Origin of the sequence: Burkholderia sp. BKH01 (assembly GCF_025685725.1) — a bacterium.
Lineage (GTDB): Bacteria > Pseudomonadota > Gammaproteobacteria > Burkholderiales > Burkholderiaceae > Burkholderia > Burkholderia pyrrocinia_C.
Genome location: NZ_JAOTQT010000009.1, coordinates 81,565 through 104,548 on the forward strand (window position 1 = coordinate 81,565; position 22,984 = coordinate 104,548).

Here is a 22,984-nt window from a genome sequence, read left to right on the forward strand (position 1 = left end):
GATCATGGATGTCCGCAACTATTCCGCCGCCGCACCTTCGGCACCGCCGCGCGAGTCACGCTTCGCGATCGCGATGCCGGCGAACGCGACCAACTGGGTCGCCGTATGGCGGCGCAACTATCTCGTCTGGCGCAAGCTCGCGCTCGCGTCGATGTTCGGCAATCTTGCCGATCCGATGATCTATCTGTTCGGGCTCGGTTTCGGGCTCGGCCTGATGCTCGGCCATGTCGACGGTGTGTCGTATATCGCGTTCCTCGCGGCCGGCACCGCCGGGTCGAGCGTGATGATGTCCGCGAGCTTCGAATCGATGTATTCGGGCTTCTCGCGGATGCACGTGCAGCGCACCTGGGAGGCGATCATGCATACGCCGCTCGCGCTCGGCGACATCGTGCTCGGCGAGATCGTCTGGGGGGCCAGCAAGGCCATGCTGTCGGGTGTCGCGATCATGCTCGTCGCGGGCGCGCTCGGCTATGCGCAGTTTCCGTCGATGCTCGTGGCGCTGCCCGTGATCGCGCTCGCGGGCCTCGCGTTCGCCAGCGTCGCGATGATCGTCACGGCGCTCGCGCCGTCCTACGATTTCTTCATGTTCTATCAGACGCTCGTGCTGACGCCGATGCTGCTGCTGTCGGGCGTGTTTTTCCCGATCACGCAGTTGCCGCCGGTCGCGCAGCACGCCGCGCAGGCGCTGCCGCTCGCGAACGCAGTCGAGTTGATCCGGCCCGCGATGCTCGGCCGGCCGGCGACGGACGTCGCGTTGCACGTTGCGGTGCTCGCCGGCTACGCGGTCGGCGGATTCCTGCTGTCCGCCTGGCTGTTCCGGCGGCGGATGATGCGCTGACGCGCCGGCGCGCACGGCGCCGGCTTCATGACGACGTTACTCGTCGTCATCGCTCCACGGAATCTCGACGTCGGTCAGGAACGCGACGGTCGCGAGCGGGCCGCCTTCCTGGCGGCCGAGCTTGCCGTCCGCGCGATGCCATTCGACGCGGAACTGCGTGCCCGGATCGTCGGCGACCAGATAGACCGAGCGCAGCTCTTCCTTATCGGCTTCGTCCACCGGCCCGTCGAACGACACCAGCATCTTCTGCGGCCACAGGCCGTTGACGGGATCGTAAATGCGGTCGCCCTGCGGAATGTCGATGCTGGCGTCTACGCCGATCGTTGCTGAGGCCTCGATGATCATCGTGCCGAGCGCATGCAGCACGGCAGTCGCCCGCGCGGAATTGGCCTGGCGGATCGCGAGATCGCCGCGCGTCAGCGCCTTTTCGAGTCGAGGATGGATCTTCGGTTGGGTCATGCGTTTTCCTGTTTGCTTCTTGTAAAGGGCGCCGCACGCGTGAAGCCGCGGCGCCGGATGAATACGACGATCGCGCCCGCCCGGCGCGCCGCTCGCGCCCGTCAGAACCCGAACGCGACCGCGAGCAGACCGCTCACGATCCCGAACACGACGACGAGGGTCGAGACGATCGCCAGCATGTAGGGCTTGAACGAACGCGCGAGCATCGCGAGCGACGGCACGCTGATCGGCGGCAGCGTCATCAGCAGCGCGGCGGCCGGGCCGACGCCCATGCCGAGCGACAGCATCGCCTGGATGATCGGCACCTCGCCGGCCGTCGGGATCACGAACAGCATGCCCGCGACCGCGAACGCGACGATCCAGCCGAGATGATTGCCGATGTCCGGGCCGATATGCGGGAACAGCCATGCACGCGCGGCGCCGAGCAGCAGCACGAGCACGATGTATTCGGGCACGAGCCGCACGGCCATGCGGGCAAGCAGCTTCATCCAGCGGACGAACGGATTGCCGGCCGCGGCCTGCTCGGCCGCCAGCGCGGCAAGCTGCGCATCGTCGATGCTGCGGTCTTCAGGGCGAGCAATGCGGTTCAGCAGATAGCCGACTCCGAACACCATCGCGATGCCGAGCACGAGGCGCAGCGCGCTCCAGTGCCAGCCGAGCACGAAGCCCATGAAGACCAGCGCTGCCGGGTTCAGCACCGTGTTGCCAAGCCAGAATGCGACCGCGCCGCCCGGCGACGCATGGCGCGCACGCAGCCCCGCGACGACCGGCGCCGCGCAGCACGTGCACATCATCCCGGGCAGCGACAGCAGGCCGCCCGCGGCGACGCTGCCGAAGCCCGTGCGGCCAAGCACGCGCGCGACCCAGTGCGCGGGCAGCAGCGCCTGCACGGCCGAACCGAGCAGCAGGCCGAGCACCATCGCCTGCCAGATCGCCTTGCCATACGCCCACGCGTAGTCGAGCGCGGCCTTCAGCGACGGCTCGGGCGCAGCCGCCGACGTGCCCATCAGGATGGACTGGCCGATCGAATGGTGCTCGGCGGCAACGAACGCCTTGTTGTAGTACGGGAACCATTTCACATAGAACAGTCCCGCGATCGCGATCAGCAGGAAAGTCATCCAGCCGAGGGCCGGATTGGGTTGGGTGCGTGTGGTCGTCATCGTGTGGTCGTGGTTTGGTCTTTATCGGATGCAGATCCCGAGCCCGCCGCAAGCGCGGCCGATGCGGGCAGCCCGGCCTGCGCAAGCTCGGCCAGCAACATGCGCGCCTGGTCGCGTGCGTCGGCCGCGTTGGGCCGGAACGCGAACGTCAGTACCCGGTTCGGCTTGTTGTATGCCGCGCGATAAGTGCGCGCATAGGCGGGATCGTAATGCTCGTCGATCAGCGTGGTGAACAGTTCGGCCCGTGCGTTCGCATCGATCAATGCCTTCCAGTGCGTCACCTCTTCGCGGCTGTGCAGCCCGATCAGCCGATGGAGCTGCGCCTTGAACGCGGCCGGATCGTCGAACAGGTGGCCGTAGTCGTCGAGGAGGAACGCGATGCGCTCGTCGTGCGCCGCGTCGACCTGCACCCACGGCCCCGCGTGAAACGCTTCGACCAGCGCGATCGGCAACTGGACGAGCCCGATCCTGCGGCTTTCCGATTCGACGAATACCGGCCATTCGGGGTCGAAACGTCCGAGCGTTTCGACGAGCCCCGAATCGAACCCCTTCTGCGACGGCTGCGGCGTGCCCGGCAGCGCACCGAGCAGCGAGCCGCGATGGCACGCGAGCGCCTCGAGATCGAGCGTCTGCGCGCCCGCGTCGCGCAGCGCGTTCAGCAGGCGCGTCTTGCCGCAGCCCGTGTGGCCGACCAGCGCGATATAGCGAAAACGCGTCGGCAGCGTCTCGAGCGTCGCGCACACCGAGCGCCGGTACGCCTTGTACCCGCCATCGAGCTGGCGCGCCTGCCAGCCGATCAGGTTGAACCAGGCCGTCATCGAGCCCGAACGCTTGCCGCCGCGCCAGCAGTAGATCAGCGGCCGCCAGTTGCGCGGACGGTCGGCGAACGTCGTGTCGAGATGCCGAGCGATGTTGCGCGCGACGATCGCCGCGCCGACGCGGGTCGCCTCGTAAGGCGACACCTGGCGGTACATCGTGCCGACGAGCACGCGCTCCTCGTTGCTGAGCACGGGCGCGTTCAGCGCGCCGGGAATATGGTCCTCGGCGAACTCGAGCGGCGTGCGCACGTCGATGATCTCGTCGAACTCGCCGGCGCGATCGAGGGTGACAATCAGGTTTTTCAATTTGGCGTCGAACAGGGGCGATGCGGCTCGGTGAGTCGCATGGGCGCGGAAGGCGGATTGACGATTATCTCACGGGCCGGCGTCTCGGGCCGCGCGCGGCGGCCGGCGGCGACGATGCGACCTGCATCGCACCAATCAGATGATCGCGAAACGCCCGTACCGACGCGGGCAGATCGCGCCCCGCCATCGTCTGCACCTGGATGCTGCGCTCGCGCAGCTGCGGGTTCGTCACGGGCACGACGACGAAGCCGTCCGCATCGAAGCGGTCGCGCACCGACAGCAGCCCCGTGAACATCACCGCGCCCGTGCGCCGCGCGTAGCCGTACATTGCCGCCGTGTTGTTGCTCGTCAGTTCCGGCTCGAGCAGCAGCCCGTCGAGCGCGCACGCGATGTCGATCAACTGGCGCACCGTCGTGCCGGCCTCGGGCAGCACGTGCGGATGCCGCGCGACATCGGCGAGCGACACCGCGTCGCGCGTCGCGAGCGGATGGTCGTGCCGCACCAGCGCGAAGATCGGTGCGCGCTCGGTGTGCTCGACGCGCACGCCCTTCTCCGGCGCGAGGCTGAAGGTCAGCGCGATGTCCACATCGCCGTCGCGCACGCGCCGCGTCGCGTCTGCCGGCGACACGACCCACACGGAGAAATCGACACCCGGGTGGCGCGCCTTGAAGCTCGCGAGCGCGCCGGGCAGGAAATCGATCGCGAACCCCTCCGAGCACGCGATCTTCAGCAGGCTGCCGTGCAGCGCGTCGAGCCCGCCGATGTCCTTCATCACATGCTCGGCCTCCAGCAGGCTGCGCTGCGCGAAGGCCAGCAGCCGCTCGCCGGCCTCCGACAGCGCCATCCCGCGCGGCCGTCGCTCGAACAGCGGCGCACCGAGCTCGCTCTCGAGCTTCGCGATCTGGCGGCTGATCGCCGACACGGCCACGTGCAGCCGCGCGGATGCGTCGCTGATCGAGCCGGTGCGCGCCACCTCGACGAAATATCGCAACGCGAGGCCATGCAGGAATGCCGCCATCGTTCTGTCTCCGTGCCGTTCTCGGCCACGCTGCTTTGCTTTTTCGGCAAAGGAAGGTTCGAAATTCGATCATTGTGACAAAAAAAACGGCTTTCTAGAATCGATCGCACTTCACGCTGCACATGCGATCCGCGCACGCCGTCAGCCCGACAGAGGAGACCCGACTTGAGCCGTACCGCCGCCATCCAGCATGCGCTGAACCAGTTCGAATCCGGTGCGTTCTTCACGACCCTGAGCCGCCGCGTCGGCCTGCGCACCGAAAGCCAGGAAAGCGGCACCGAAGCCGCTCTGCGCGCCTACCTGACCGACGAAATCGCGCCCGAAGCCGCGCGCCTCGGCTTTACGTCGCGGATCGTCGACAATCCCGTCGACGGCGGCGGCCCGTTCCTGCTCGCGTCGCGCCACGAAGACGATGCGCTGCCGACCGTGCTGATCTACGGTCACGGCGACGTCGTGCGCGGCTATGACGCGCAGTGGCGCGCGCCGTTGTCGCCGTGGACGCTGACGGCTGACGGTGATCGCTGGTACGGCCGCGGCAGCGCCGACAACAAGGGCCAGCACACGATCAACCTGGCCGCGCTGGCGAGCGTGCTCGACGCGCGCGGCGGCCGGCTCGGCTTCAATGCGAAGCTGCTGATCGAGATGGGCGAGGAAACAGGTTCGCCGGGCCTCGACGCGCTGTGCCGCCAGGAGTGCGACGCGCTCGCGGCCGACGTGCTGATCGCGTCCGACGGCCCGCGTATCGCGGCCGCGCGCCCGACCGTGTTCCTCGGCTCGCGCGGCTCGGTCAACTTCAAGCTGAGCCTGCGCGCCCGCGACGGCGCGCACCACTCCGGCAACTGGGGCGGACTGCTGCGCAATCCGGCGATCGTGCTCGCGCACGCGCTCGCGAGCCTCGTCGATGCGCGCGGCGCGATTCGCGTCGCGGGGCTGCGCCCGCCGCCGATCCCGGCCGTCGTGCGCGATGCGCTCGCCGATCTTTCCGTCGGCGGCGGCCCCGGCGATCCGGCGCTCGACGCCGGCTGGGGCGAGCCCGGCCTGTCCGCGGCCGAGCGCGTGTTCGGCTGGAACACGTTCGAGATCCTCGCGTTCAAGGCCGGCAACCCGGAGCACCCCGTCAATGCGATCCCGCCCGTCGCGTATGCGCACTGCCAGTTGCGCTTCGTCGTCGGCACCGACTGGGAAGCGCTGCACGCGCATCTGCGCGCGCACCTCGATGCGCACGGTTTCGGCGACATCGAGATCGACATCGAGCGCGGCGCACCGGCGACGCGCGTGCCGCCGGACGATCCGTGGGTCCGCTGGGCCGTCGCGTCGCTCGCGCGGACCACCGGCAAGAAGCCCGCGATCCTGCCGAACCTCGGCGGCACGCTGCCGAACGAAGTGTTCGCCGACACGCTCGGGCTGCCGACGCTGTGGGTGCCGCACTCGTACCCGGCGTGCTCGCAGCATGCGCCCGACGAGCACCTGCTCGCGAGCGTCGTCAGCGAGGGGCTGCAGATGATGGCCGGCCTCTTCTGGGATCTCGGCGACGACGCGCCGCCCGTTCGCCGCGCGGCACCCGCCGCGGCCGGCGCCGCCCTGTAACGCGCTTCGCCCCTTTCTCGGGACCTGCACACACGATGAATACGACCACCCTGACCTCGCAGGAAGCCGCCCGCCCCAGCGCCGCGAAGATCCGGCGCATCATCTTCGCGGCGTCGATCGGCAACGCACTCGAATGGTTCGACTTGATCGTCTACGGCTTCTTCGCGGTGACGATCGCCAAGCTGTTCTTTCCCGCGACGAGCGAAGCGACGTCGCTGATGCTGACGCTCGGCACGTTCGGGCTGTCCTACCTGATCCGGCCGATCGGCGGCTTCGTGCTCGGTGCGTACGCGGACCGCGCGGGCCGCAAGGCGTCGCTGCTGCTGTCGATCTCGATGATGATGGCCGGCACGCTGCTGATCGCGCTGATGCCGACCTACGCATCGATCGGCATTCTCGCGCCGCTCGGGATCATGCTGTCGCGACTGATGCAGGGCTTTTCCGCGGGCGGCGAATTCGCAAGCTCGACCGCGTTCCTCGTCGAGCACGCACCGCAGCGGCGCGGTTTCATGTCGAGCTGGCAGTTTGCGAGCCAGGGCCTCGCGACGCTGCTCGCTTCGGGCTTCGGCGCGCTGCTGACGTCCACGCTGACATCCGCGCAACTCGAAAGCTGGGGCTGGCGCGTGCCGTTCCTGTTCGGTCTCGCGATCGGCCCGGTCGGGCTGTACATCCGCCGCTATGTCGACGAAGGCGTCGAGTTCAAGACGCAGGCACGCTCCGAAGCGCCGGTGCGCGAGCTGTTCGCGGACCAGAAATTGCGGCTGCTGCTGTCGATCGGCGCGCTGGTGATCTCGACCGCGATCAACTACATGGTGCTGTACATGCCGACCTATGCGATCAAGCAGCTCGGGCTGCCCGCGTCGACGGGCTTCGCGGCGACGCTCGCGACCGGCTTCGTGCTGACGCTCGTGACGCCGGTCGTCGGCCATCTGTCCGATCGCACCGGGCGGATCCGCATGATGGCGGTCGCGGCCGTCCTGATGCTCGTCACCGTGTGGCCGACGTTCGCGTGGCTCACGCGCCACGCGTCGTTTGCGACGATGCTCGCCGCGCTGGTCTGGATCGGTGCGATGAAAGCGATGTACTGCGGCGCGCTGCCGGCGCTGATGGCCGAGCTGTTTCCGTCGCAGACGCGCGCGACGGGCCTCGCGGTCAGCTACAACACGGGTGTCACGCTGTTCGGCGGCTTCGCGCCGTTCGTCATCACCTGGCTGATCAGCACGACCGGCAACCGGCTGTCGCCGGCGCTCTACCTGATGGGCTGCGCGCTGCTGAGCCTCGTCGCGCTGTTCGTTGCGCGCACACGGCTCAAGATGCGGTAACGTAACCGACGACGGCGCAGCATTGCGCCGCCGATGCGGCCCGTTACGGCATCGCTGCCGCGCGGGCCGCATGCCGTTTACGGCGCCGGGTTCGGCTGCAGTTCGTGCAGCGCGTCGATCTCGGCGAGGATCTCGTCGGACAACTTCACGTCGATGCTGCCGATGTTCTCCTTCAACTGCTCGAGCGACGTTGCACCGACCAGGTTGCTGCGCACGAACGGCCGGCTGCTGACGAACGCGAGCGCAAACTGCGCGGGCGACAGCCCGTGACGCTTCGCGAGCGCGACGTAGCGCGACGTCGCCTCGACGGCCTGCGGCTTGCTGTAGCGCTGGAAGCGCTCGAACAGCGTGATGCGCGCGCCGGCCGGACGCGCGCCGTTCTCGTACTTGCCGGACAGCCAGCCGAATGCGAGCGGCGAATACGCGAGCAGGCCGACACCGTCGCGATGCGTGAATTCCGACAGCCCGTTCTCGAACGTGCGGTTCAGCAGGCTGTACGGATTCTGGATGCTCGCGATGCGCGGCAGCCCGAGCTTCTCGGCCGCGCGCAGGAACTGCGCGACGCCCCACGGCGTTTCATTCGACACGCCGACTGCGCGCACCTTGCCGGCTTTCACGAATTCCGCGAGCACGCCGAGAGTTTCCTCGATCGGCACCGTGTACGCATCGTCGACCCACGGATACGCGGGTCGGCCGAACGTCGTCGTGCTGCGATCGGGCCAGTGCAGCTGGTAGAGATCGACGTAGTCGGTCTGCAGCCGCTTGAGGCTGCCGTCGAGCGCCTCGGTCAGGTTCTTGCGGTCGAACTGGTTGCCCTCGCCGCGAATATGGCGCGGGTTGTGCGGCTGCCGGGCCGGGCCCGCGATCTTCGTCGCAAGCACGATCCGGTCGCGCTGCGCGCGATGCTGCGCGAGCCAGGTGCCGATGTACTGCTCGGTGCGCCCCTGCGTATCGGGCTTCGGCGGCACCGGATACATCTCCGCGGCATCGATCAGCGTCACGCCCTGCTCGATCGCGTAGTCGATCTGCTCGTGCGCGTCGCGCTCCGAATTCTGTTCTCCCCACGTCATCGTGCCGAGACCGACCAGGCTGACCTCGATGCCCGAATCGCCGAGTGTGCGGTATTCCATGCTGTTCCTGTCGCGTCGGTGGAAAGCAGGAACGCTATCACATTGAAGCGAGCGCTTCAGACGCGCGCCGCGTGCGCTTACAGGCGGCCTTCGGCGCTGCCATGAATGCCCGGGCGCGGACGACGACCTTGCAACCTGCGTCGCACGACGCGGCCCCCTCCTGCAGCCGGCCCCGCCGGCCGCCGTTCGTTACTGAGGCCGTTGAATGAAGCAGGTCGCCGACGCATGCGCGACGATCTTGTCGTCCGGCGTCTTCAGCGTGCCCTCCGCGACGCCCAGCGAACGCGACAGGTGAATCACGCGCCCTTCCGCGACCAGGTCGACATCGCGCGGCACCGGCCGCAGCATCTTCACGTGCAGATCGACCGTGCCGTAGCCGACACCCGCGTCGAGCATCGAATGCACCGCGCAACCCGTGACCGAATCGAGCACCGTCGCGGCGAACCCGCCGTGCACGCCGCCGAGCGGATTCAGGTGCCGACCATCCGCCCGCGCCGAAAACTTCACATAACCGAGCTCGACATCCAGCGGACGCATCGGAATCGTCTCGGAAATCGACGCGAGTGGCGCGTCGCCCGCCATTGCGGCGCGCAGCAGATCGAGACCAGACAGGGAAAGCGGATTCATCGGGTTGTCTCCGGGTTGAAAGCGCGTCGCCGCGCGAGTAAGTTCTAAATTGGAACTCATTATCAACAACGATACCTTCCGTTGTCAACGCGGCCGCGCCCGTTGCAACCGAAGGCGGGTTCTATAATCGAACCCGCTATTTCGCTGAACCGCCGCAAGACGCACGAGACTCGACGATGAAATGGGATGACATCGGCACACTGAACTGTTCGGTCGCACGCACGCTCGCCGTGCTCGGCGACCGCTGGACCATGCTGATCCTCCGCAACGCGTTCCTCGGCTGCCGCCGCTTCGACGCGTTCCAGGCACAGCTTGGCCTCACCCGCCATATACTGGCCGAACGCCTCGCGCGGCTCGTCGACGAAGGTGTGCTGGTAAAGCGCGCGTATCAGGAGCGCCCGCCGCGCTTCGAATACCGGCTGACGGAAAAAGGCCTCGACCTGTACCCCGCCCTGCTCGCGCTGATGGCATGGGGCGACCGCTGGAAGGACGACGGCCAGGGGCCGCCGGTGCAGTTGCGTCACCGTGCCTGCGGCCAGTTGATGCATGCGGTTACCGTATGCTCTGCCTGCGGTGAACCGCTCGACGCACGCGACGTGCAGCCGGAGCCTGGGCCCGGATGGATCGCGCCCGACGAAGCCGGGGCGCCTGCAGTCGACGACTGACGCGCGGCGCGCGCATGCCTGCGTGACGCACACGAGCCGCACCAAGCCCGCTCGACTGCACTCGTGCCTTGCCTGCACGCCGATGTCCCGCAACGGCACGCGCAATCGCACTGCGTCGTCGGCGACATCCATCGATCGACCTGATCGCACACGCAGATACCTCGCAACGCAACTTTGCGTCATCGCCTCCACCGCCAGCGATCGTCGCGCGGGCAATCCATTCGCATCCGCGCGTGACCGCGCCGCCGCGTCTGCGTTACACTCACGGCCCGCTGTCTCGAAATTGTTCGCTGTCCAAGATGTTGTCGCGCAATCGCCTCGCCGCTGCCTGCCTCGCCGCCTCCCTGCTCGCCACACCGTACGCCGCCTTCGGCAAGACGCAAAGTGAATCGCTGCTTCAGCAAGCGATCGACCTTGTGTCGCGATGGCTGCCGGCGCCTACCCACGAAGCACCCGCGACGCAGGTTGTCGAATCGGCGTTCTCGCCCGACGGCGGCGCCGAGGCACTCGTGCTGAAAGCGATCGGCGCCGCGCGCAGCTCGATTCGCGTCGCCGCCTATTCGTTCACGTCGCCGCCCGTCACGCGCGCGCTGCTCGCCGCAAAGCGACGCGGCGTCAATGTCGCCGTGGTCGTCGACGACAAGGGCAACCGCGCGAAGAGCAGCAAGCAGGCACTGAATCTGCTCATCAATGCAGGCATCCCGACGCGTACGATCGACGCCTATGCGATCCATCACGACAAGTACCTCGTGATCGACGCCGAACACGTCGAAACCGGTTCGTTCAACTACAGCGCGTCGGCGGCCAGCCGCAATTCCGAGAACGTCGTCGTGGTGTGGAACAATCCGCAACTCGCGTCACGCTACCTCACGCACTGGCAAAGCCGCTTCGACCAGGGCACGCCGTACCGCTCCAGCTACTGACGCACGCCGCGCTTTCGCCCGGCTCTCGACACCTCGCATTCGATCCGCCGCACTGCAGATGATCGTCGAGCGTGGCGCGAGTATCAATTCGGCCGAATGGCCAGCACACCGCGCCACGCATCGAACGACACGCGCGACGGTCCGCCGCGCTCAATGGATTTCGGGCAGCCGCCCGGTCGCCGCACCGGCCTGCGTGGTCGGCGCACAGCGGTTCGCATGCCCGTCCACGCCGCTTGCCGACGACGTCGACATGCCGTGGGCGCCGCCCGGCAGCGCGTTGCTCACGCAATCCGTGCTGAATGCCAGTGTGTTCTGAACCATCGGGTAAAGGAGATACAGCGCAAACGCGAGATACCCCGCGTACAGGATTCGAACCATGGTGCGATGGGATGCGATGAACGATTGTCTTCGCCCTGTTTACGGCACCGCGACGCGCACCTTGAGGCATCGCGCAAACGATTCCGCATCGGGACGCAACGCAGGCCCATGGCGCCCGCTTCTCGCCGCATCCTTATCGATCCGGCCGACGTCGCCGAGCCGGTCGAACGCGTGACGGAAGCGCTTGCGTTGCGCAGCACGGCCGGTGCGCGCGGCTACGCGATCCGGTTCAGCGTCGGGAACGTCGCCTACGATCCCGCGCGGCATCGCACGGTGGCCGACCTGCTCGCATCGGCCGACCACCGGATGTACGAGCACAAGCGGCGCGGCAAGACGTCCGGCGCCTGACCGCGGGCGAACCGGACGGGCGCATGCCACCGCCCCGCCGTTCATCCGCGGTTGCCTGGCCGCGTCAGCTTCCGCACGGCGGTGCGCTGGCCATTGCCTCCGCGATCTGCTCGGGCGTCAGGTCGCGCTGATGCGTCGCGAGCGACCAGCGATGCCCGAACGGATCCTCGACCTGTCCATAACGATCGCCCCAGAACATGTCGGCGGCCGGAATCGTCACCGTCGCGCCGGCCGCGACAGCCTTCGCGATCGCCGCATCGGTATCCGGCACGTACAGGTGCAGGCAGACGGCAGTGCCTTTCAGCGCCTTCGGCCCGAGCGCGCCGTGCTCGGGCATTTCATCCACCAGCATCAGTGTCGAATCGCCAATCGCGAGGCACGCGTGCGCGAGCCTGCCGTCAGGCATCGCCAGGCGAAACTGCTCGCTCGCATCGAATGCGCGCTTGTAGAAATCGATGGCTGCGGCTGCGCCGGCGCAGATCAGGTGCGGCGTCAGCGTGCGCATCCCTTCCGGGATCGGTTTGACGGACGTGGACATGGGTGTCGCTCCTTCAATCGGTTGTCGTATCGGGAAACGGGACGGACGCGCAATGCGCACGCCCCCGATACCACGACGGACGAACCCGACGGAAATCGACACGGCGCCCGACATTTTTTGTTTTCTTGAGTGCCGGGTCGTTCAGGTCACGCTCATCGGGCGCAATCAGCCCGCTCGGTCGGCCCGGTCGTCCTGCCCGCCAAACTGCCGGCGACACGCTTCCAGCAACCCGGCCACCGCGTCGAGCGGAAGATCGGCAAACCGGGCGATCGGCAGCATCACGCCGCCCGGGACCTTGGTGCGCGACGAATGCGCCGAGAACTGGTAGCCGATGTAACGATTTCCGGCGACGCGGATGATCCGGAACTCGGTGACGTCGCGCCATTGCGTGACGGGTTTTTCGCGTGCGGAGCCGATCAGCCTGAAACCCGTTTCGTCGACATGCAGCGCCATCTTGCGTCGCGACGAGACGAAGAAGGCGACACCCGCCAGCGCCAGCAGCACGGCCAGCGCCGCGACCGGCCAGAGCGTCGGGGCGGCCGCATAACCGCACAGGCTCGCCGCGGCCAGCACCGCGCACGCAATTGCCCTTCTTTTCAGGCTCCGGCCGTCGACCGCCAGCGTTACCGGCAACCGGCCGATGACCGTTCCCGCGACGGGATCGACGTGCAGGTCGGAATCGTTCGTTTCGCGTTCGTCGTTCATCGTTCAATTACTCGCATCGACGGCAATCGGCACATCGAGATCGGGCGCCATATCAAGGCTCCGCGTACGAACCGGAAAACAGGGATTGGCGACGGGAAATCGTTGCGGTCGAGAACGTCGTGCGTTTCCGCGCACCCCACCCACAATTTTTCGTTCGCAGGGAACGGACACCGTTCAGTCGGCACCGGTCAATTGCACACCTTGACGGTGCCGTTGATCGTGCATTGACCGACAGCCCGGTGACTCTGCCCTGCCAGCTGAGGCGCCAGGCCGATGCCGCGAACCGGCGCTGCCGGCGACGCCGCCGGAACGGCTGCGGTCTCGGGCGACGGCTGCACCGGCGCCGGCCCGGACGCAGTCTGGCAGGCAGCAAGCACCAGGCAAAGCGCGGATGCCAGCGGGGCGATGACAGGTCTGGACATGGTCTCGTGCGCGTGTGCGCGATTCGCTTTTGGTACCGGGCCGCCGTAAATCCCGCAGCCCGTCAAACCGTTCGGTGCGGCCAGCAATGCAGCACGACGGTTATTCGATATTACTCCTCGCGTTCGACGTTGTGCGAGCAGCCTTTCGGTCAGGTGCCGCAAATGCGGCGGCGCCCGCTACCGCCAGCACGCGTCGTTCCGGTCAGATCTGCGGAAGATCCCGCAACGTGCGCGACTCGCTCGTCGCATCGACGTCGAGCTCGATGCCTTCCGACGCATCGCGGTACAGCACGCGTTTCAGCCTGGGTCCGATCGCGGTGGCATCCGATTCCGAGAAGATCGCGCGGACATCGTTGCCGGACGCGAGTGCGCGCGCCACTTCCGCCACCGGCGCCTCGCTCGGCGCCGCCGCCCACGATCGGTCAGCCGGATTCACGGCCGCCCAGCGCACGTGCGTCACGCGCGCGCTGAGCGGATCGATTCGCACACCATTCACCGCAAACATCGACATCGGAATCTCCTTCGAATTTTTTCGCGGCCCGCTTTTGCAGCCCGTCGCACCTATGCGCCGGGTCACGGACAGCCCCAGATCTCGCATACGTTACCCGCAGGGTCCGCCACGGAAATCGCCACCGTGCCATCGCCGTAGTCCCAGTCGTTCAGGATGCTGACGCGGTGCGATTCGAGTCGCGCAACGGCTTCCGAGACGTGCGCCACTTCGATTGCCAGCGCGATCCCATGGCCGGTCGGACGAAACTCCGGATACGGAAACACACCGCCCCTGCCCGTATGAACCGTCAGCGTCGCGCCGTGCACGACAAAACGATGCCACGGATTGCCCTCGGCCGACACACCGTCGGAATACACCGGAAGCGCAAGCGCCGACCGATAGAAATCAACCACCGCCCGATAGCGATCGTATTCGACCGGCACCAGGATGCTCAGACTCGCGATCATGTGCACCTCTCCGGCGAACGCGATTTTCGATGATACATTGGGACGCTTTGCAACCGTCAACAGACAATCGTGTACGGGAGAAACACATGACCGACGCCTGGGGAACCTTCCCTGCCAGAATGGGCGACCATCAGGCTTTCATCAGCTTCAACCACAGCTTTGCGGAAATCGCGGAAGGCGATCCGCGCACGTCGCTGCTCAGCGTGCGCGTCCCCTTCGCGCATCCGACGCCCGAAGGCCTGCCGACCGGCGACGAGTTCGCCGACCTCACGAAGATCGAGGATCTGCTCGACGCCACGATCGCCGCGAAAGGCGGTGTCCAGGTCGGCCGGATCACCGTCGACGGCAACCGGGATTTCCTTTTCTACGTGCCGTTCGACGAAGCGGAGGCGGCGGAACTCGTCGACTCGCTGGCCGAACAGACAACCTACGCGCTGCAGTACGCACACCAGGACGATCCGGACAAGGAAGCGTACTGGCAGACCCTTTACCCGACCGACGACGACTGGCAGATCATGCGCGACATGCGCGTGCTGGATGCACTGCGGCAGAAAGGCGACGCCAGCGACGTGAGCCGGCGCGTGATGCACTGGGCGTACTTCCCGGACCCGAGCGACGCACACCAGTTCGCGGACTGGGCCGAAGCGAAGGGCTATCCGGTCGAATCGGTCGCGCCGACGGAAGACGGCAAGTCGGCCGTACGTTTCTCGCACGAAGGCACGATGGCGCTTGCCGACATCACGCGCCATACGATCGCGATCAATCGCGAGGTGCGTTCGCTCGGAGGTGAATACGACGGATGGGAAACCGGCGTCGAACAGGCTGGCTGAGCGCGTCGACATGCCCGCTGCGCGCGACGTGATGCAACGCGTTCGGCGCAAAAAACATCCCGGCAGCGCTGCTGCTCGCTGCCGGGATCAAGGCATCGCCAGCCGAAACCGGCGATGGGCCTGAGGGTTCGCTCAGGCACGAGGAAAGCGATTCGTGCGGATCAGGCGAACGGATGGCGGGGTGCGCCTGGTTCGATTGCGCAGCCTGCCGAACGCCTGTCCGGTTCCGCCGACGCAGCTCTGCGGCGTCGGACGGGCAAAAAGCCCCCGCTCCTGCGCGAGCGAGCGGGGAAACGGTTGACCGGGCCGGGGAAGAACGGTCAACCGGCCGAATTGTGATCGCGGGTCGCGCAACGGTCTGTGCGGCAACTTACCCTTTGCCAACAATGTGGCGGCATCCGGCAGGTCCGCATGCCGCCTGGCGTCACGATCCGAGCGCACACCTGCGGCCGGCGCGGGCATCGCCGCGATGCAGGCAACAACACCACCGCCCCGGCCATCATCACGCCGTCGGCAGCGACCGTGACGGGCGTCGCGAGTACGCGAACGGCCTTGCCCGCCGTCGTGATGCTGTCGGTCATCTGAATCGCGTACGCATGGGCAAATGACGACCACGTCTTGCCCTGCGCGAAACCGTCGGCCAGATAGCGCGAACCGTCCAGCGCGCCCTTCATCTTCGGATCGAAGCGTCCGTCCTTCTTGAAGCTGTCCGCCAGCGCGCGATCCCGGTCGTCGTCGGCCATCTCGATGTGGTGAAGTTCGAACTGGGATCTGCCCGAGATCTTGCCGCCCTGTGCGACGAAATCGCAAAGCGACGCCTTTGATCGACTTCCGGTATCACGATGCCAATACGGCGCCGAAATGCTCGGGCATGTCGAAGACGTAGTGATATTTCTTGCCGAACAAATTTCTTGCCGTCCTCGCTAATGAGGAATCGATCGACGGTCGCTTCGTATCTGCGGTTTTCGAACCCTGTCGGACCGGCAGCGGCAATGATCGCGCCAGTCATCAGCAGCACTCTTCCTTTCATGTTTGGAGTTCGATTTTGTTTTTGTTCAGGTGGACGTTTTCGGACCCGGTCCAGTTTCCGGCAAGTCGAGGGCGATGTCAAAGCAGGATTATTCTATTTTTCGAGTGCCGTGATTTCGGCTTCATTTTCTTGTGTCGATTTTCTTGAAACCATGTTTCGCGAACGCAATAACCTGCGTCAGGACAACCCGGTTTCGTCATCAGGGCGAGCCGCTGGAAAACCAATCGACGACCATATCGATCCAGTCGACCTCGCTGACGATTTCAACGACGGTTTCGCCGACGATTTCGGCAGTCGATGGGCCTGTTGCCGCAACGCCTGCCGAGGCAACCGCGTTTGCCTTCGCAATTTCGGCAGACGGGCCGGACCTCGGGTCGGCAAGCCGCTCCAGCCAGTCGACGATATTTGCACGCGCATCCTCTTCATCGGCGAAGTCGTTCCGCTCGAGAAAGCGATCGAACACGATCCACGCAAGCGTCTTGCTCCGCGAATCGGATCCCAGTTTCCAGTCGACAACACCGGTGCGGCCGGACTCCCTGATTTCGAGCGTCGCTGTGAAACAGTAGTCGAGATATTCGATTTCAAGTCTAGACGACATGGTTTTCTGCGATCAATCTGCCCTCTCTGTTCTTATGATGATCCGCGCCTGCACGGTTTCGCAACGCCGTATGAATATTGCATGAATTTCGCGCAGCGAGTCTTTCCGCTGGAAGTATCGCGATATTCTCGAAACCTGTCGATATCGGCCACCGACGCATGATCGCATCCGCTTTGCCAACCGTTCCTGCTGTGCTTCCGGTTCCGCTGTGAATCGTTCCGCTTTCCTGATCCGGTATCGATCTGCTCCGCTGTCGTAATTGCGCTGCTAAACTCCGGCCACCGAGACCGCTTGCGCCACCAGAGGAAAAATGACACTCGCCCGCGCACAACTGAATGGCGTAGACGTCTGGATTATCCAGCTTCCCGGGCACGTCCCCTATGCCTATACGCATCTCAAGCGGGTATTCTCGTCCGACGACTCGCGACATCGGGTCGTGACGATCGACCTGAAGAAGTTGCTGACCTGCGCCGATCGCGACACGACGGACTACGTGCTGCCGTCGGTTCAGTACTGGGCGCCCGGAAAAGCCGCGGGTATTCGCGAATTCCTCGATCCGGACCAGGACAAGATTCCGGACATGCCGCTCATCACGTTTCGCGTGACGAGAACGCGAACGCTGCTCGGCATCCCCGGCCTGTCGAAAGTCGGCGTCGCGTCATTCCGCAACGGCCAGCATCGCGCACGCTATCTCGCCTATGCAGGCGCGACGATCCTGCCCGTCGAGGTGCACGAGACGGAAGCCGATTTGCTCGTGCGGTATTGCGGCGAGTGACGGACGAGCAAATCCGGCTTTTGCGCGGCGCGATTTCGTAGCGGCCGGGAGTAGTTGCACATCGGGTGATCGTTCGTTTGCATGCGGGCGAGCGCCTAAGCCCGTATCGCGTAGATCCGGTCGGTGACCTCCGTCTGGCCGATGCGGCTCGTTTCGATACCCGCCAATTTCCAGCCGTTGTGCTCATAGAAACCGATCGCGCGCGCGTTGCCGTCCAGCACCGACAGATGGACCTTCTCCACGCCGAGCGTTCGGGCCCACGCGCGAACGGCTTCGATCATGCGCCTGCCTGTACCGCTTCCGTGATGCGAAGGATGGACATGCAGGCAGTCAAGCAGCACGCCGCGCTCCGGATCGACCGGGCGTTCGGCACTGACGAAGCCGACAGGTTCGCCGTCGGACTCGGCGATCAGCACGAGGCCCCACTCTGTTTCATTGCGATCGAGATATTTCCGCCACCGGACCGCGTGTTCCGTCGGCACCTCGTCGGACAGATAGGCCGCCGGGAGGATATGGCTGTATGCGGTTTGCCAACTCAGGGTGTGCAGGCGGGCGATGAGGGGCGCGTCGGGCGCTGTCGCGGCACGTAGTACGGTCCGGATTTCCGGCATGGGTGGCTACTCCTTCCGCTGGTTCTCTTGATCGGAATGTCTCGTCGCAAAATATACCGTTCTTTCCGGTATGCGAAGCTCGCCACGAGCCCGGTGCAATAGCGCTGCGTGAGTGCGGCGTATTTACTGAAGCCATCGCATCAATGCGCGTCCGTCAAACTCGGCGATGGCATTGCATTCGGTGGCGACTTGCGGGGACATCGGCGCGCAGGCAAAAAATCCCGACACCTTCGCTGGGCGTCGGGATCGAACGGCCCTGCAAAGCATGAGGGCACGAGGAAGTCGACACATTACATCGATGCAAGACGGTAGCGCTTTGTCGATTCACGCCAAGTCCCTGCTCTATTTCGCCAAGTTTCCGATTCAAGGGCGCCGTAAACGAAAAAAGCCTGCTCGCGCAGAACGCGAGCAGGCAAGAAAACGGATCAGCATTCGAGGCACGAGGGCTGTCCAGGGAAGATAACGGCACACCGCGCGCAAACCGTAGCCGAGCAGGACGCGTCGCTCGCGGATTGGGCGAGCATGTTGTCATGGCGAAACGCCAACGAAGAGCGACGCACATCTGCGTCCCGGTCCGTTGACGGTTTTGCGATCGGCGCCGGCGACGTCGCAGACACGAAAAGAAGCGGTGCTATACCCACCAGTTGATGTCGTGTCCCGTCAGCCACAACCAAAAGTTGCTTCCCACTGCCGGCGCAGCTTTCGCTGCACTTACCGCGAGATCGTTCTTCATCGATTCCCCGTAAACGAAAAAACCGCCCGAAGGCGGCTTCTGTCTTCCAATGGACCGCCGGGCTATTTCGGCGCCAGTTGAACCATCGTTTGAAGCGCGTTCGACCTCACAACGCGGTACGACGGCAGATCGCTTGAAATGTCTATACCCAGATCTGGTGCGCTGCCCCCCTGTCCCACAAACACACAAGCGAATTCGTTGTCCCTCAACTGAGTGATCATCGAATCTCGATCACGGACTGTCAGCGTCTCCGCGTTTCCAGGGCCGATCAGCGGTGAAACCAAATGAAGCGAGGCATAGTAAAGCCCTTGACGCTTGGAAAGGATGACGCACGCCTCACCCTCGCGCGTGTGCAATGAGATGAATTCGATTTCGTCATGAACAACTGGCGATGCCGGCACAGACCTTTCAACAATTGCAGACCTCGCCGAATCTGCGAGCATCGGTATACCTCGAATGAAGGCCACGCAACAAAGTAGCATCACCCCTCCCGAGATAGCCGCAGGCGCCAGAAATGAGCGATTCAATATTCCGGCGGCCGTCGCGCGAATTGCCCGATCCGACATCAGCGACGCCGCCAATAACGCAGGCCACGATACCGTGATGAGATTGAGAATGTGAGACCTCCCCTCGTAGTAAACGAAGAGTCCTGTCCCAAGCATGCATGTGTAGAGCAACACATCGGCCGATCGGTTCCGCGGTGATTTCCGCCAACTCGAAGCAGCAGAAAGAACGCCCAACAAGTAGACGCCCAACACGGCCATCCACGGACTTGCGCTGAGCGGTAAGGGCAGCATCATGAAACCAAGCCCGTAGAACAACTTCTGGTAGTCGACGAGCCACGTCAACTGCAGCGGCCTATCTGCCTTTGTCCATAGGTATAACGCCATGACAGCGATCGCAATCGCAAAGATCGCAAGATGCAGCCACACCTTTAGTACGATCGCATGGCGCTCAACACGCGAACCTTCTTTATCGCGCGAAAACAAGGCTGCCCACTTCGCAACCAGGAATACTCCGAAGGCCGCCTCCACCATCAGCCCTGAATCGGCATTCCATAGACTAGCAACCGCGCCGATCAGGGACATGAAGACTGCACGTCGAAGAGTCGGCATTTGTGCATAGCTGTAAAATGCGAGCAGGGAAAGCGCTGGCCAAAAAAAACGAATAGGCCAATATTGAAAGTACTGTTCCCGAATGCCAACCATGAACAGGCACGTCTCATACGTGACCATCACAAGTGCAATGCCGAATCCGATTTTGAACAACGGATGGCGAAGCAATCGCTGCGCAACTGAGTAGACGGCGACTAAAGATGCGACTTGCATCGCTGCAAATAATACGGAGAAGGTAAATACCGACAGTCCTACGAGCCGAAAGAGGGGGCCGACGAACTCGGGAAAGAGCCCATATTGAGATGGAAGATCAGCGAGAAGCGTACGACCGCCAACCACTTGGCTCACGGAATAAATGACTGCGTCCACGCTCGTCGACCACGTTGGGTTTTCGGTGATCGAGTTCACATTTAGGATACGCCATGCGACTAGTTGGAGCCCGACGCTTGCGACAAACAGCACCAATGCGATCAATGATGCTGATCGCTTCGCGTTGCGCGCCCGCGCGTCAACCGGAATAGCACATACCAGCACAGCAACCACAACTGCACCAAACAGCAGAAGAAGCGGGTGCTCGCCAGTCGGAACCACTCCTGTCAACAGGGAACTGTCGAATCCGAACTGAGCAAATGGCACAAAGAACGCTGCCGCAACGGCTGCGACAACTGTCGTCGATAACGCAACCGACGACCACCGGAACCGGCATCCACATCCCAGCAGCACGAAAAGAAACGCGGAGACCGGTATTGCAGATGCCAGCAATAAGAACGTGAATCGCTCGACAGGCTTGGGGGCCAGGTCCGCTCGATAGACGGGTAACAGAATGGAAGCATCGACTGCATGAACCCCGGCATGCGACCGATACAACGATGCCACGAGCCAAGCTATGGCCGCCGCTGCGATTGCAAAGCCCAGGAAGGTGACGTGGAGCTGGGAGACTGACTCCTCTGCGCGCGTCCGTCGCCGCAATGAATTTGCTTCGATGCCGGTTATATCCATGTCTATCAGCAGCCGTTTTCCCAAACACCGCATTCTACGCGATAGCCTCGGATTGGCACGGATAGCGATCTCACGATGCCGTCGGAGCAGGTATGCCGGATTCCGCACCACCAGCCGCATCGTAAAAGGATTTCCACATTGCATCAGCAGTCGAGACAGTGCCAAGGTTGGCATATATCGATCAATCTTGAGGGCTGGCGAAGTACGCGACGATTGTCGATTTTGTCGAATCGAAAAATTGAACGTTTAATGTGGTTGGCATGCGATTCTCGTTATATCGAATATCCGGACAATTTCATAAAGAACGAAACCGTTCCAGAACTGCCATTGAAGTTATAGTACAACCATTGCGGCGATATCAACGGGATCTGCCTGAACCAAGAATTGAATGACTGGGCTCCGCTGGTAGAAAGAGCGTTATCAGCCCGACCGAATCCGAGCGAGTTGCCTGCTACCTGCATGCCCGCATTTGCCGCTACGGAAGTAGAGACTGGAAGCGGCGGCTCGTCGTCACGCCGAACGGCGTACGCGCCTCCTGAAGCGCGAGCAGCTGCGAGTAGATCGCGTTCACGTACTGCGCCGATAGCATTCCGCCACCCTCGAACGTCGCTTCCGCGGCGCCGAGCAGCGCCTCGTAGTCGGCGTTGCTCCAGCCGCATCGCATCGCGACATCCGGCTGGCGCTTGAACGCGTGATCGGTCATCTGCGCACCCTGCTCGACCGGATGCTCCGTGATCGTCAGCTCGTCATTACCGGCGGTCGCCTGACGGCGGCATCTTCATTTCCATCAAAGGGTATCAACTATGGATAGAACAAGCGGTGGCGTAGAGATTCGCACGTCATCCATCCGTCTGAACTTCACACTGCACGGCAAAAGAGAGCGGTAAACGCTGATGCTGAACGGCAAACCGATGCCGCCCATTCCAGCGAACGTCAAGTACGCCCACCGCCAGATCGCCGAGATCGTCGATCGGTTCAGGCTTGGAACCTTCAGTTTGGTCGAGTATTTTCCGAGCAGCGGTGCGCCGAGCACACTTACTGTCGGCGGCTAGCTCGATATATGGCTCGCCGCACAGCGCATCGAGCCGTCGACGAAAGACGGGTACGAAAGTGCTATCCGATTTTGGAAGGCCGCGGCCTGCGATAAAAATCAGAATGTATTAGGTCCGACGCCACTTCGAAAACTCAAGTTGAGCCACGTCTTGACGGCGATCGCAGGCCGGCCGGACCTAAGCGGCAAGACGATCAACAACTACGTTTCGGTGCTGAGAAAGGCTCTCGAGCTAGCCGTGTCCGACAACGTGCTGACGAACAACCCCGCCGCGGATGTTCCCCGCGCCAAGCATCGGAAGCCCCTACCCGATCCATTTTCTCGCGACGAGTCGGAACGAGTCATCGGTGAAGCTGAACGCGCCTATCCGGGACAAGTCCACAACCTCATCGAATTCTGGTTCTGGACCGGTCTACGTACGTCCGAGCTTTTTGGATTGCAGCGGTTGAACGTGGATTTGCAGAACGGGACAATTCTGGTCGCAGAAGCGCTCGTACGTGGCGAACACAAGGATCGAACGAAAACGGCAGTTGCCCGCACGATTCGCCTCATCAGCCGGGCACTCGCCGCGTTGATTCGTCAGCGATCTTTACCCAGATCTCCGGCGCCGCAGTATTTCACGACCCACGGTACGGCACCCGATGGGAAGACGAACGAGCATTCCGAAGAAGCTTCTGGACGCCGCTTCTGAAGCGGCCGGGAATTCGCTACCGCCGGCCGTACAACATGCGGCATAGCTACGCGACGGCAATGCTGATGGCCGGAATGATCCCAGCCTTTTGCGCGAAACAGCTCGGGCACAGCATCGAGATGTTCCTGACAACGTACGCGAAATGGATGGGTGGCGAGCAGAACGCTCTAGAGATGGCGAGGCTCGAATCGACGCTATTGTCCCCGAGTTGTCCCCCGCAAAGCAAAACAGGCGCCTAAGCGCCTGTTTTGTTTATGCATTCTGTGGGGTGGCTGATGGGACTCGAACCCACGACGACAGGAATCACAATCCTGGACTCTACCAACTGAGCTACAGCCACCACTGATACT

At 64.0% G+C, this 22,984-nt stretch carries 27 protein-coding genes and 1 tRNA gene; 10 read left to right on the plus strand and 18 right to left on the minus strand.

Translation table 11 applies throughout. From position 1 onward, the window contains the following. Positions 1–4: 4 nt before the first annotated feature. On the plus strand, positions 5–838 hold the full coding sequence (locus OEJ37_RS15910) for an ABC transporter permease (RefSeq protein ID WP_174418779.1): 834 nt from the start codon (positions 5–7) through the stop codon (positions 836–838). 36 nt (positions 839–874) lie between these two features. Here the strand turns inward: OEJ37_RS15910 and OEJ37_RS15915 are convergent, their stop codons facing one another. The 4 genes from OEJ37_RS15915 to OEJ37_RS15930 form a co-directional block, all read right to left on the minus strand. Next, positions 875–1,297 (minus strand): hypothetical protein, encoded by a 423-nt coding sequence (locus OEJ37_RS15915; RefSeq protein WP_152863840.1) that lies wholly within the window; start codon positions 1,295–1,297, stop codon positions 875–877. A 101-nt stretch (positions 1,298–1,398) separates the two neighbouring features. Continuing rightward, the gene (locus OEJ37_RS15920) at positions 1,399–2,457 is read right to left on the minus strand and encodes a permease (protein WP_175944595.1); all 1,059 of its coding nucleotides are present in this window, start codon (positions 2,455–2,457) and stop codon (positions 1,399–1,401) included. Beyond that, on the minus strand, positions 2,454–3,581 hold the full coding sequence (mnmH, locus tag OEJ37_RS15925; protein ID WP_263344820.1) for a tRNA 2-selenouridine(34) synthase MnmH: 1,128 nt from the start codon (positions 3,579–3,581) through the stop codon (positions 2,454–2,456). Before mnmH ends, OEJ37_RS15920 begins: the two co-directional genes overlap by 4 nt. Positions 3,582–3,645: 64 nt before the next feature. After that, entirely contained in the window at positions 3,646–4,599 is a 954-nt protein-coding gene (locus OEJ37_RS15930; RefSeq protein WP_174418782.1) for a LysR family transcriptional regulator, read from the minus strand. Positions 4,600–4,764: 165 nt separating this feature from the next. Here OEJ37_RS15930 and OEJ37_RS15935 point away from each other — a divergent pair, with 165 nt between their 5' ends. Both OEJ37_RS15935 and OEJ37_RS15940 read left to right on the plus strand, forming a co-directional pair. Continuing rightward, the gene (locus OEJ37_RS15935) at positions 4,765–6,186 is read left to right on the plus strand and encodes a M20 family metallopeptidase (protein WP_174418783.1); all 1,422 of its coding nucleotides are present in this window, start codon (positions 4,765–4,767) and stop codon (positions 6,184–6,186) included. Positions 6,187–6,221: 35 nt separating this feature from the next. Beyond that, positions 6,222–7,508, plus strand: a complete 1,287-nt coding sequence (locus OEJ37_RS15940; RefSeq protein WP_263344822.1) for an MFS transporter — start codon at positions 6,222–6,224, stop codon at positions 7,506–7,508. Between the two features lie 77 nt (positions 7,509–7,585). Here the strand turns inward: OEJ37_RS15940 and OEJ37_RS15945 are convergent, their stop codons facing one another. Continuing rightward, a complete protein-coding gene (locus OEJ37_RS15945; RefSeq protein WP_263344823.1) occupies positions 7,586–8,638 on the minus strand; it encodes an NADP(H)-dependent aldo-keto reductase in 1,053 nt (350 codons plus the stop codon). Positions 8,639–8,827: 189 nt separating this feature from the next. Next, positions 8,828–9,265 (minus strand): PaaI family thioesterase, encoded by a 438-nt coding sequence (locus OEJ37_RS15950; protein ID WP_152863854.1) that lies wholly within the window; start codon positions 9,263–9,265, stop codon positions 8,828–8,830. Between the two features lie 176 nt (positions 9,266–9,441). On the opposite strand from OEJ37_RS15950, the gene OEJ37_RS15955 reads away from it, so the two are divergent. Together OEJ37_RS15955 and OEJ37_RS15960 are read left to right on the plus strand one after the other, a co-directional pair. Beyond that, positions 9,442–9,930 (plus strand): winged helix-turn-helix transcriptional regulator, encoded by a 489-nt coding sequence (locus OEJ37_RS15955; RefSeq protein WP_263344824.1) that lies wholly within the window; start codon positions 9,442–9,444, stop codon positions 9,928–9,930. A gap of 299 nt (positions 9,931–10,229) precedes the next feature. Further along, positions 10,230–10,853 (plus strand): phospholipase D family protein, encoded by a 624-nt coding sequence (locus OEJ37_RS15960; protein WP_174421891.1) that lies wholly within the window; start codon positions 10,230–10,232, stop codon positions 10,851–10,853. 150 nt (positions 10,854–11,003) lie between these two features. On the opposite strand, the gene OEJ37_RS15965 is transcribed toward OEJ37_RS15960, so the two are convergent. Next, a complete protein-coding gene (locus tag OEJ37_RS15965) occupies positions 11,004–11,231 on the minus strand; it encodes a hypothetical protein (RefSeq protein ID WP_152863858.1) in 228 nt (75 codons plus the stop codon). A 108-nt stretch (positions 11,232–11,339) separates the two neighbouring features. Between OEJ37_RS15965 and OEJ37_RS15970 the strand changes: the two genes are divergently transcribed. Beyond that, the gene (locus tag OEJ37_RS15970) at positions 11,340–11,579 is read left to right on the plus strand and encodes a diguanylate cyclase domain-containing protein (RefSeq protein ID WP_254624719.1); all 240 of its coding nucleotides are present in this window, start codon (positions 11,340–11,342) and stop codon (positions 11,577–11,579) included. 64 nt (positions 11,580–11,643) lie between these two features. Here the strand turns inward: OEJ37_RS15970 and OEJ37_RS15975 are convergent, their stop codons facing one another. From OEJ37_RS15975 to OEJ37_RS15995, 5 genes are all read right to left on the minus strand, one after another. Next, positions 11,644–12,117 carry a VOC family protein gene (locus OEJ37_RS15975; RefSeq protein ID WP_152863860.1) on the minus strand — a complete coding sequence of 158 codons (474 nt, stop codon included), beginning with the start codon at positions 12,115–12,117 and terminating at the stop codon, positions 11,644–11,646. Positions 12,118–12,282: 165 nt separating this feature from the next. Beyond that, the gene (locus OEJ37_RS15980) at positions 12,283–12,822 is read right to left on the minus strand and encodes an aspartyl-tRNA synthetase (protein WP_174421888.1); all 540 of its coding nucleotides are present in this window, start codon (positions 12,820–12,822) and stop codon (positions 12,283–12,285) included. A gap of 188 nt (positions 12,823–13,010) precedes the next feature. Next, positions 13,011–13,244 carry a hypothetical protein gene (locus tag OEJ37_RS15985; RefSeq protein ID WP_175920417.1) on the minus strand — a complete coding sequence of 78 codons (234 nt, stop codon included), beginning with the start codon at positions 13,242–13,244 and terminating at the stop codon, positions 13,011–13,013. Positions 13,245–13,446: 202 nt separating this feature from the next. Beyond that, complete coding sequence (locus OEJ37_RS15990) at positions 13,447–13,755, minus strand: phosphatidylserine/phosphatidylglycerophosphate/cardiolipin synthase (RefSeq protein ID WP_175920416.1); 309 nt, start codon at positions 13,753–13,755, stop codon at positions 13,447–13,449. A 62-nt stretch (positions 13,756–13,817) separates the two neighbouring features. Beyond that, entirely contained in the window at positions 13,818–14,201 is a 384-nt protein-coding gene (locus tag OEJ37_RS15995; RefSeq protein WP_175920415.1) for a VOC family protein, read from the minus strand. A gap of 86 nt (positions 14,202–14,287) precedes the next feature. Between OEJ37_RS15995 and OEJ37_RS16000 the strand changes: the two genes are divergently transcribed. Further along, a complete protein-coding gene (locus OEJ37_RS16000; protein WP_174421884.1) occupies positions 14,288–15,031 on the plus strand; it encodes a DUF695 domain-containing protein in 744 nt (247 codons plus the stop codon). A gap of 320 nt (positions 15,032–15,351) precedes the next feature. On the opposite strand, the gene OEJ37_RS16005 is transcribed toward OEJ37_RS16000, so the two are convergent. Together OEJ37_RS16005 and OEJ37_RS16010 are read right to left on the minus strand one after the other, a co-directional pair. Then, positions 15,352–15,774, minus strand: coding sequence for a hypothetical protein (locus OEJ37_RS16005; RefSeq protein ID WP_263344826.1), 423 nt, complete (start codon positions 15,772–15,774; stop codon positions 15,352–15,354). A gap of 486 nt (positions 15,775–16,260) precedes the next feature. Continuing rightward, on the minus strand, positions 16,261–16,659 hold the full coding sequence (locus tag OEJ37_RS16010; protein ID WP_263344827.1) for a hypothetical protein: 399 nt from the start codon (positions 16,657–16,659) through the stop codon (positions 16,261–16,263). Positions 16,660–16,969: 310 nt separating this feature from the next. Here OEJ37_RS16010 and OEJ37_RS16015 point away from each other — a divergent pair, with 310 nt between their 5' ends. Continuing rightward, entirely contained in the window at positions 16,970–17,434 is a 465-nt protein-coding gene (locus OEJ37_RS16015; protein ID WP_174421882.1) for a plasmid fertility inhibition factor family protein, read from the plus strand. A gap of 95 nt (positions 17,435–17,529) precedes the next feature. Here the strand turns inward: OEJ37_RS16015 and OEJ37_RS16020 are convergent, their stop codons facing one another. The 3 genes from OEJ37_RS16020 to OEJ37_RS16030 form a co-directional block, all read right to left on the minus strand. Beyond that, positions 17,530–18,045 (minus strand): GNAT family N-acetyltransferase, encoded by a 516-nt coding sequence (locus OEJ37_RS16020; protein ID WP_263344828.1) that lies wholly within the window; start codon positions 18,043–18,045, stop codon positions 17,530–17,532. Positions 18,046–18,840: 795 nt separating this feature from the next. Beyond that, positions 18,841–20,916, minus strand: coding sequence for a hypothetical protein (locus OEJ37_RS16025; RefSeq protein WP_263344829.1), 2,076 nt, complete (start codon positions 20,914–20,916; stop codon positions 18,841–18,843). Between the two features lie 451 nt (positions 20,917–21,367). Further along, positions 21,368–21,595 (minus strand): phage baseplate protein, encoded by a 228-nt coding sequence (locus OEJ37_RS16030; protein WP_174421878.1) that lies wholly within the window; start codon positions 21,593–21,595, stop codon positions 21,368–21,370. Between the two features lie 190 nt (positions 21,596–21,785). Here OEJ37_RS16030 and OEJ37_RS16035 point away from each other — a divergent pair, with 190 nt between their 5' ends. Further along, positions 21,786–21,944 (plus strand): Arm DNA-binding domain-containing protein, encoded by a 159-nt coding sequence (locus OEJ37_RS16035; RefSeq protein WP_263344830.1) that lies wholly within the window; start codon positions 21,786–21,788, stop codon positions 21,942–21,944. Positions 21,945–22,082: 138 nt separating this feature from the next. Further along, positions 22,083–22,634 carry a tyrosine-type recombinase/integrase gene (locus OEJ37_RS16040; RefSeq protein ID WP_263344831.1) on the plus strand — a complete coding sequence of 184 codons (552 nt, stop codon included), beginning with the start codon at positions 22,083–22,085 and terminating at the stop codon, positions 22,632–22,634. Between the two features lie 264 nt (positions 22,635–22,898). On the opposite strand, the gene OEJ37_RS16045 is transcribed toward OEJ37_RS16040, so the two are convergent. Then, positions 22,899–22,974, minus strand: a tRNA-His gene (locus tag OEJ37_RS16045). Between the last annotated feature and the right edge of the window lie 10 nt (positions 22,975–22,984).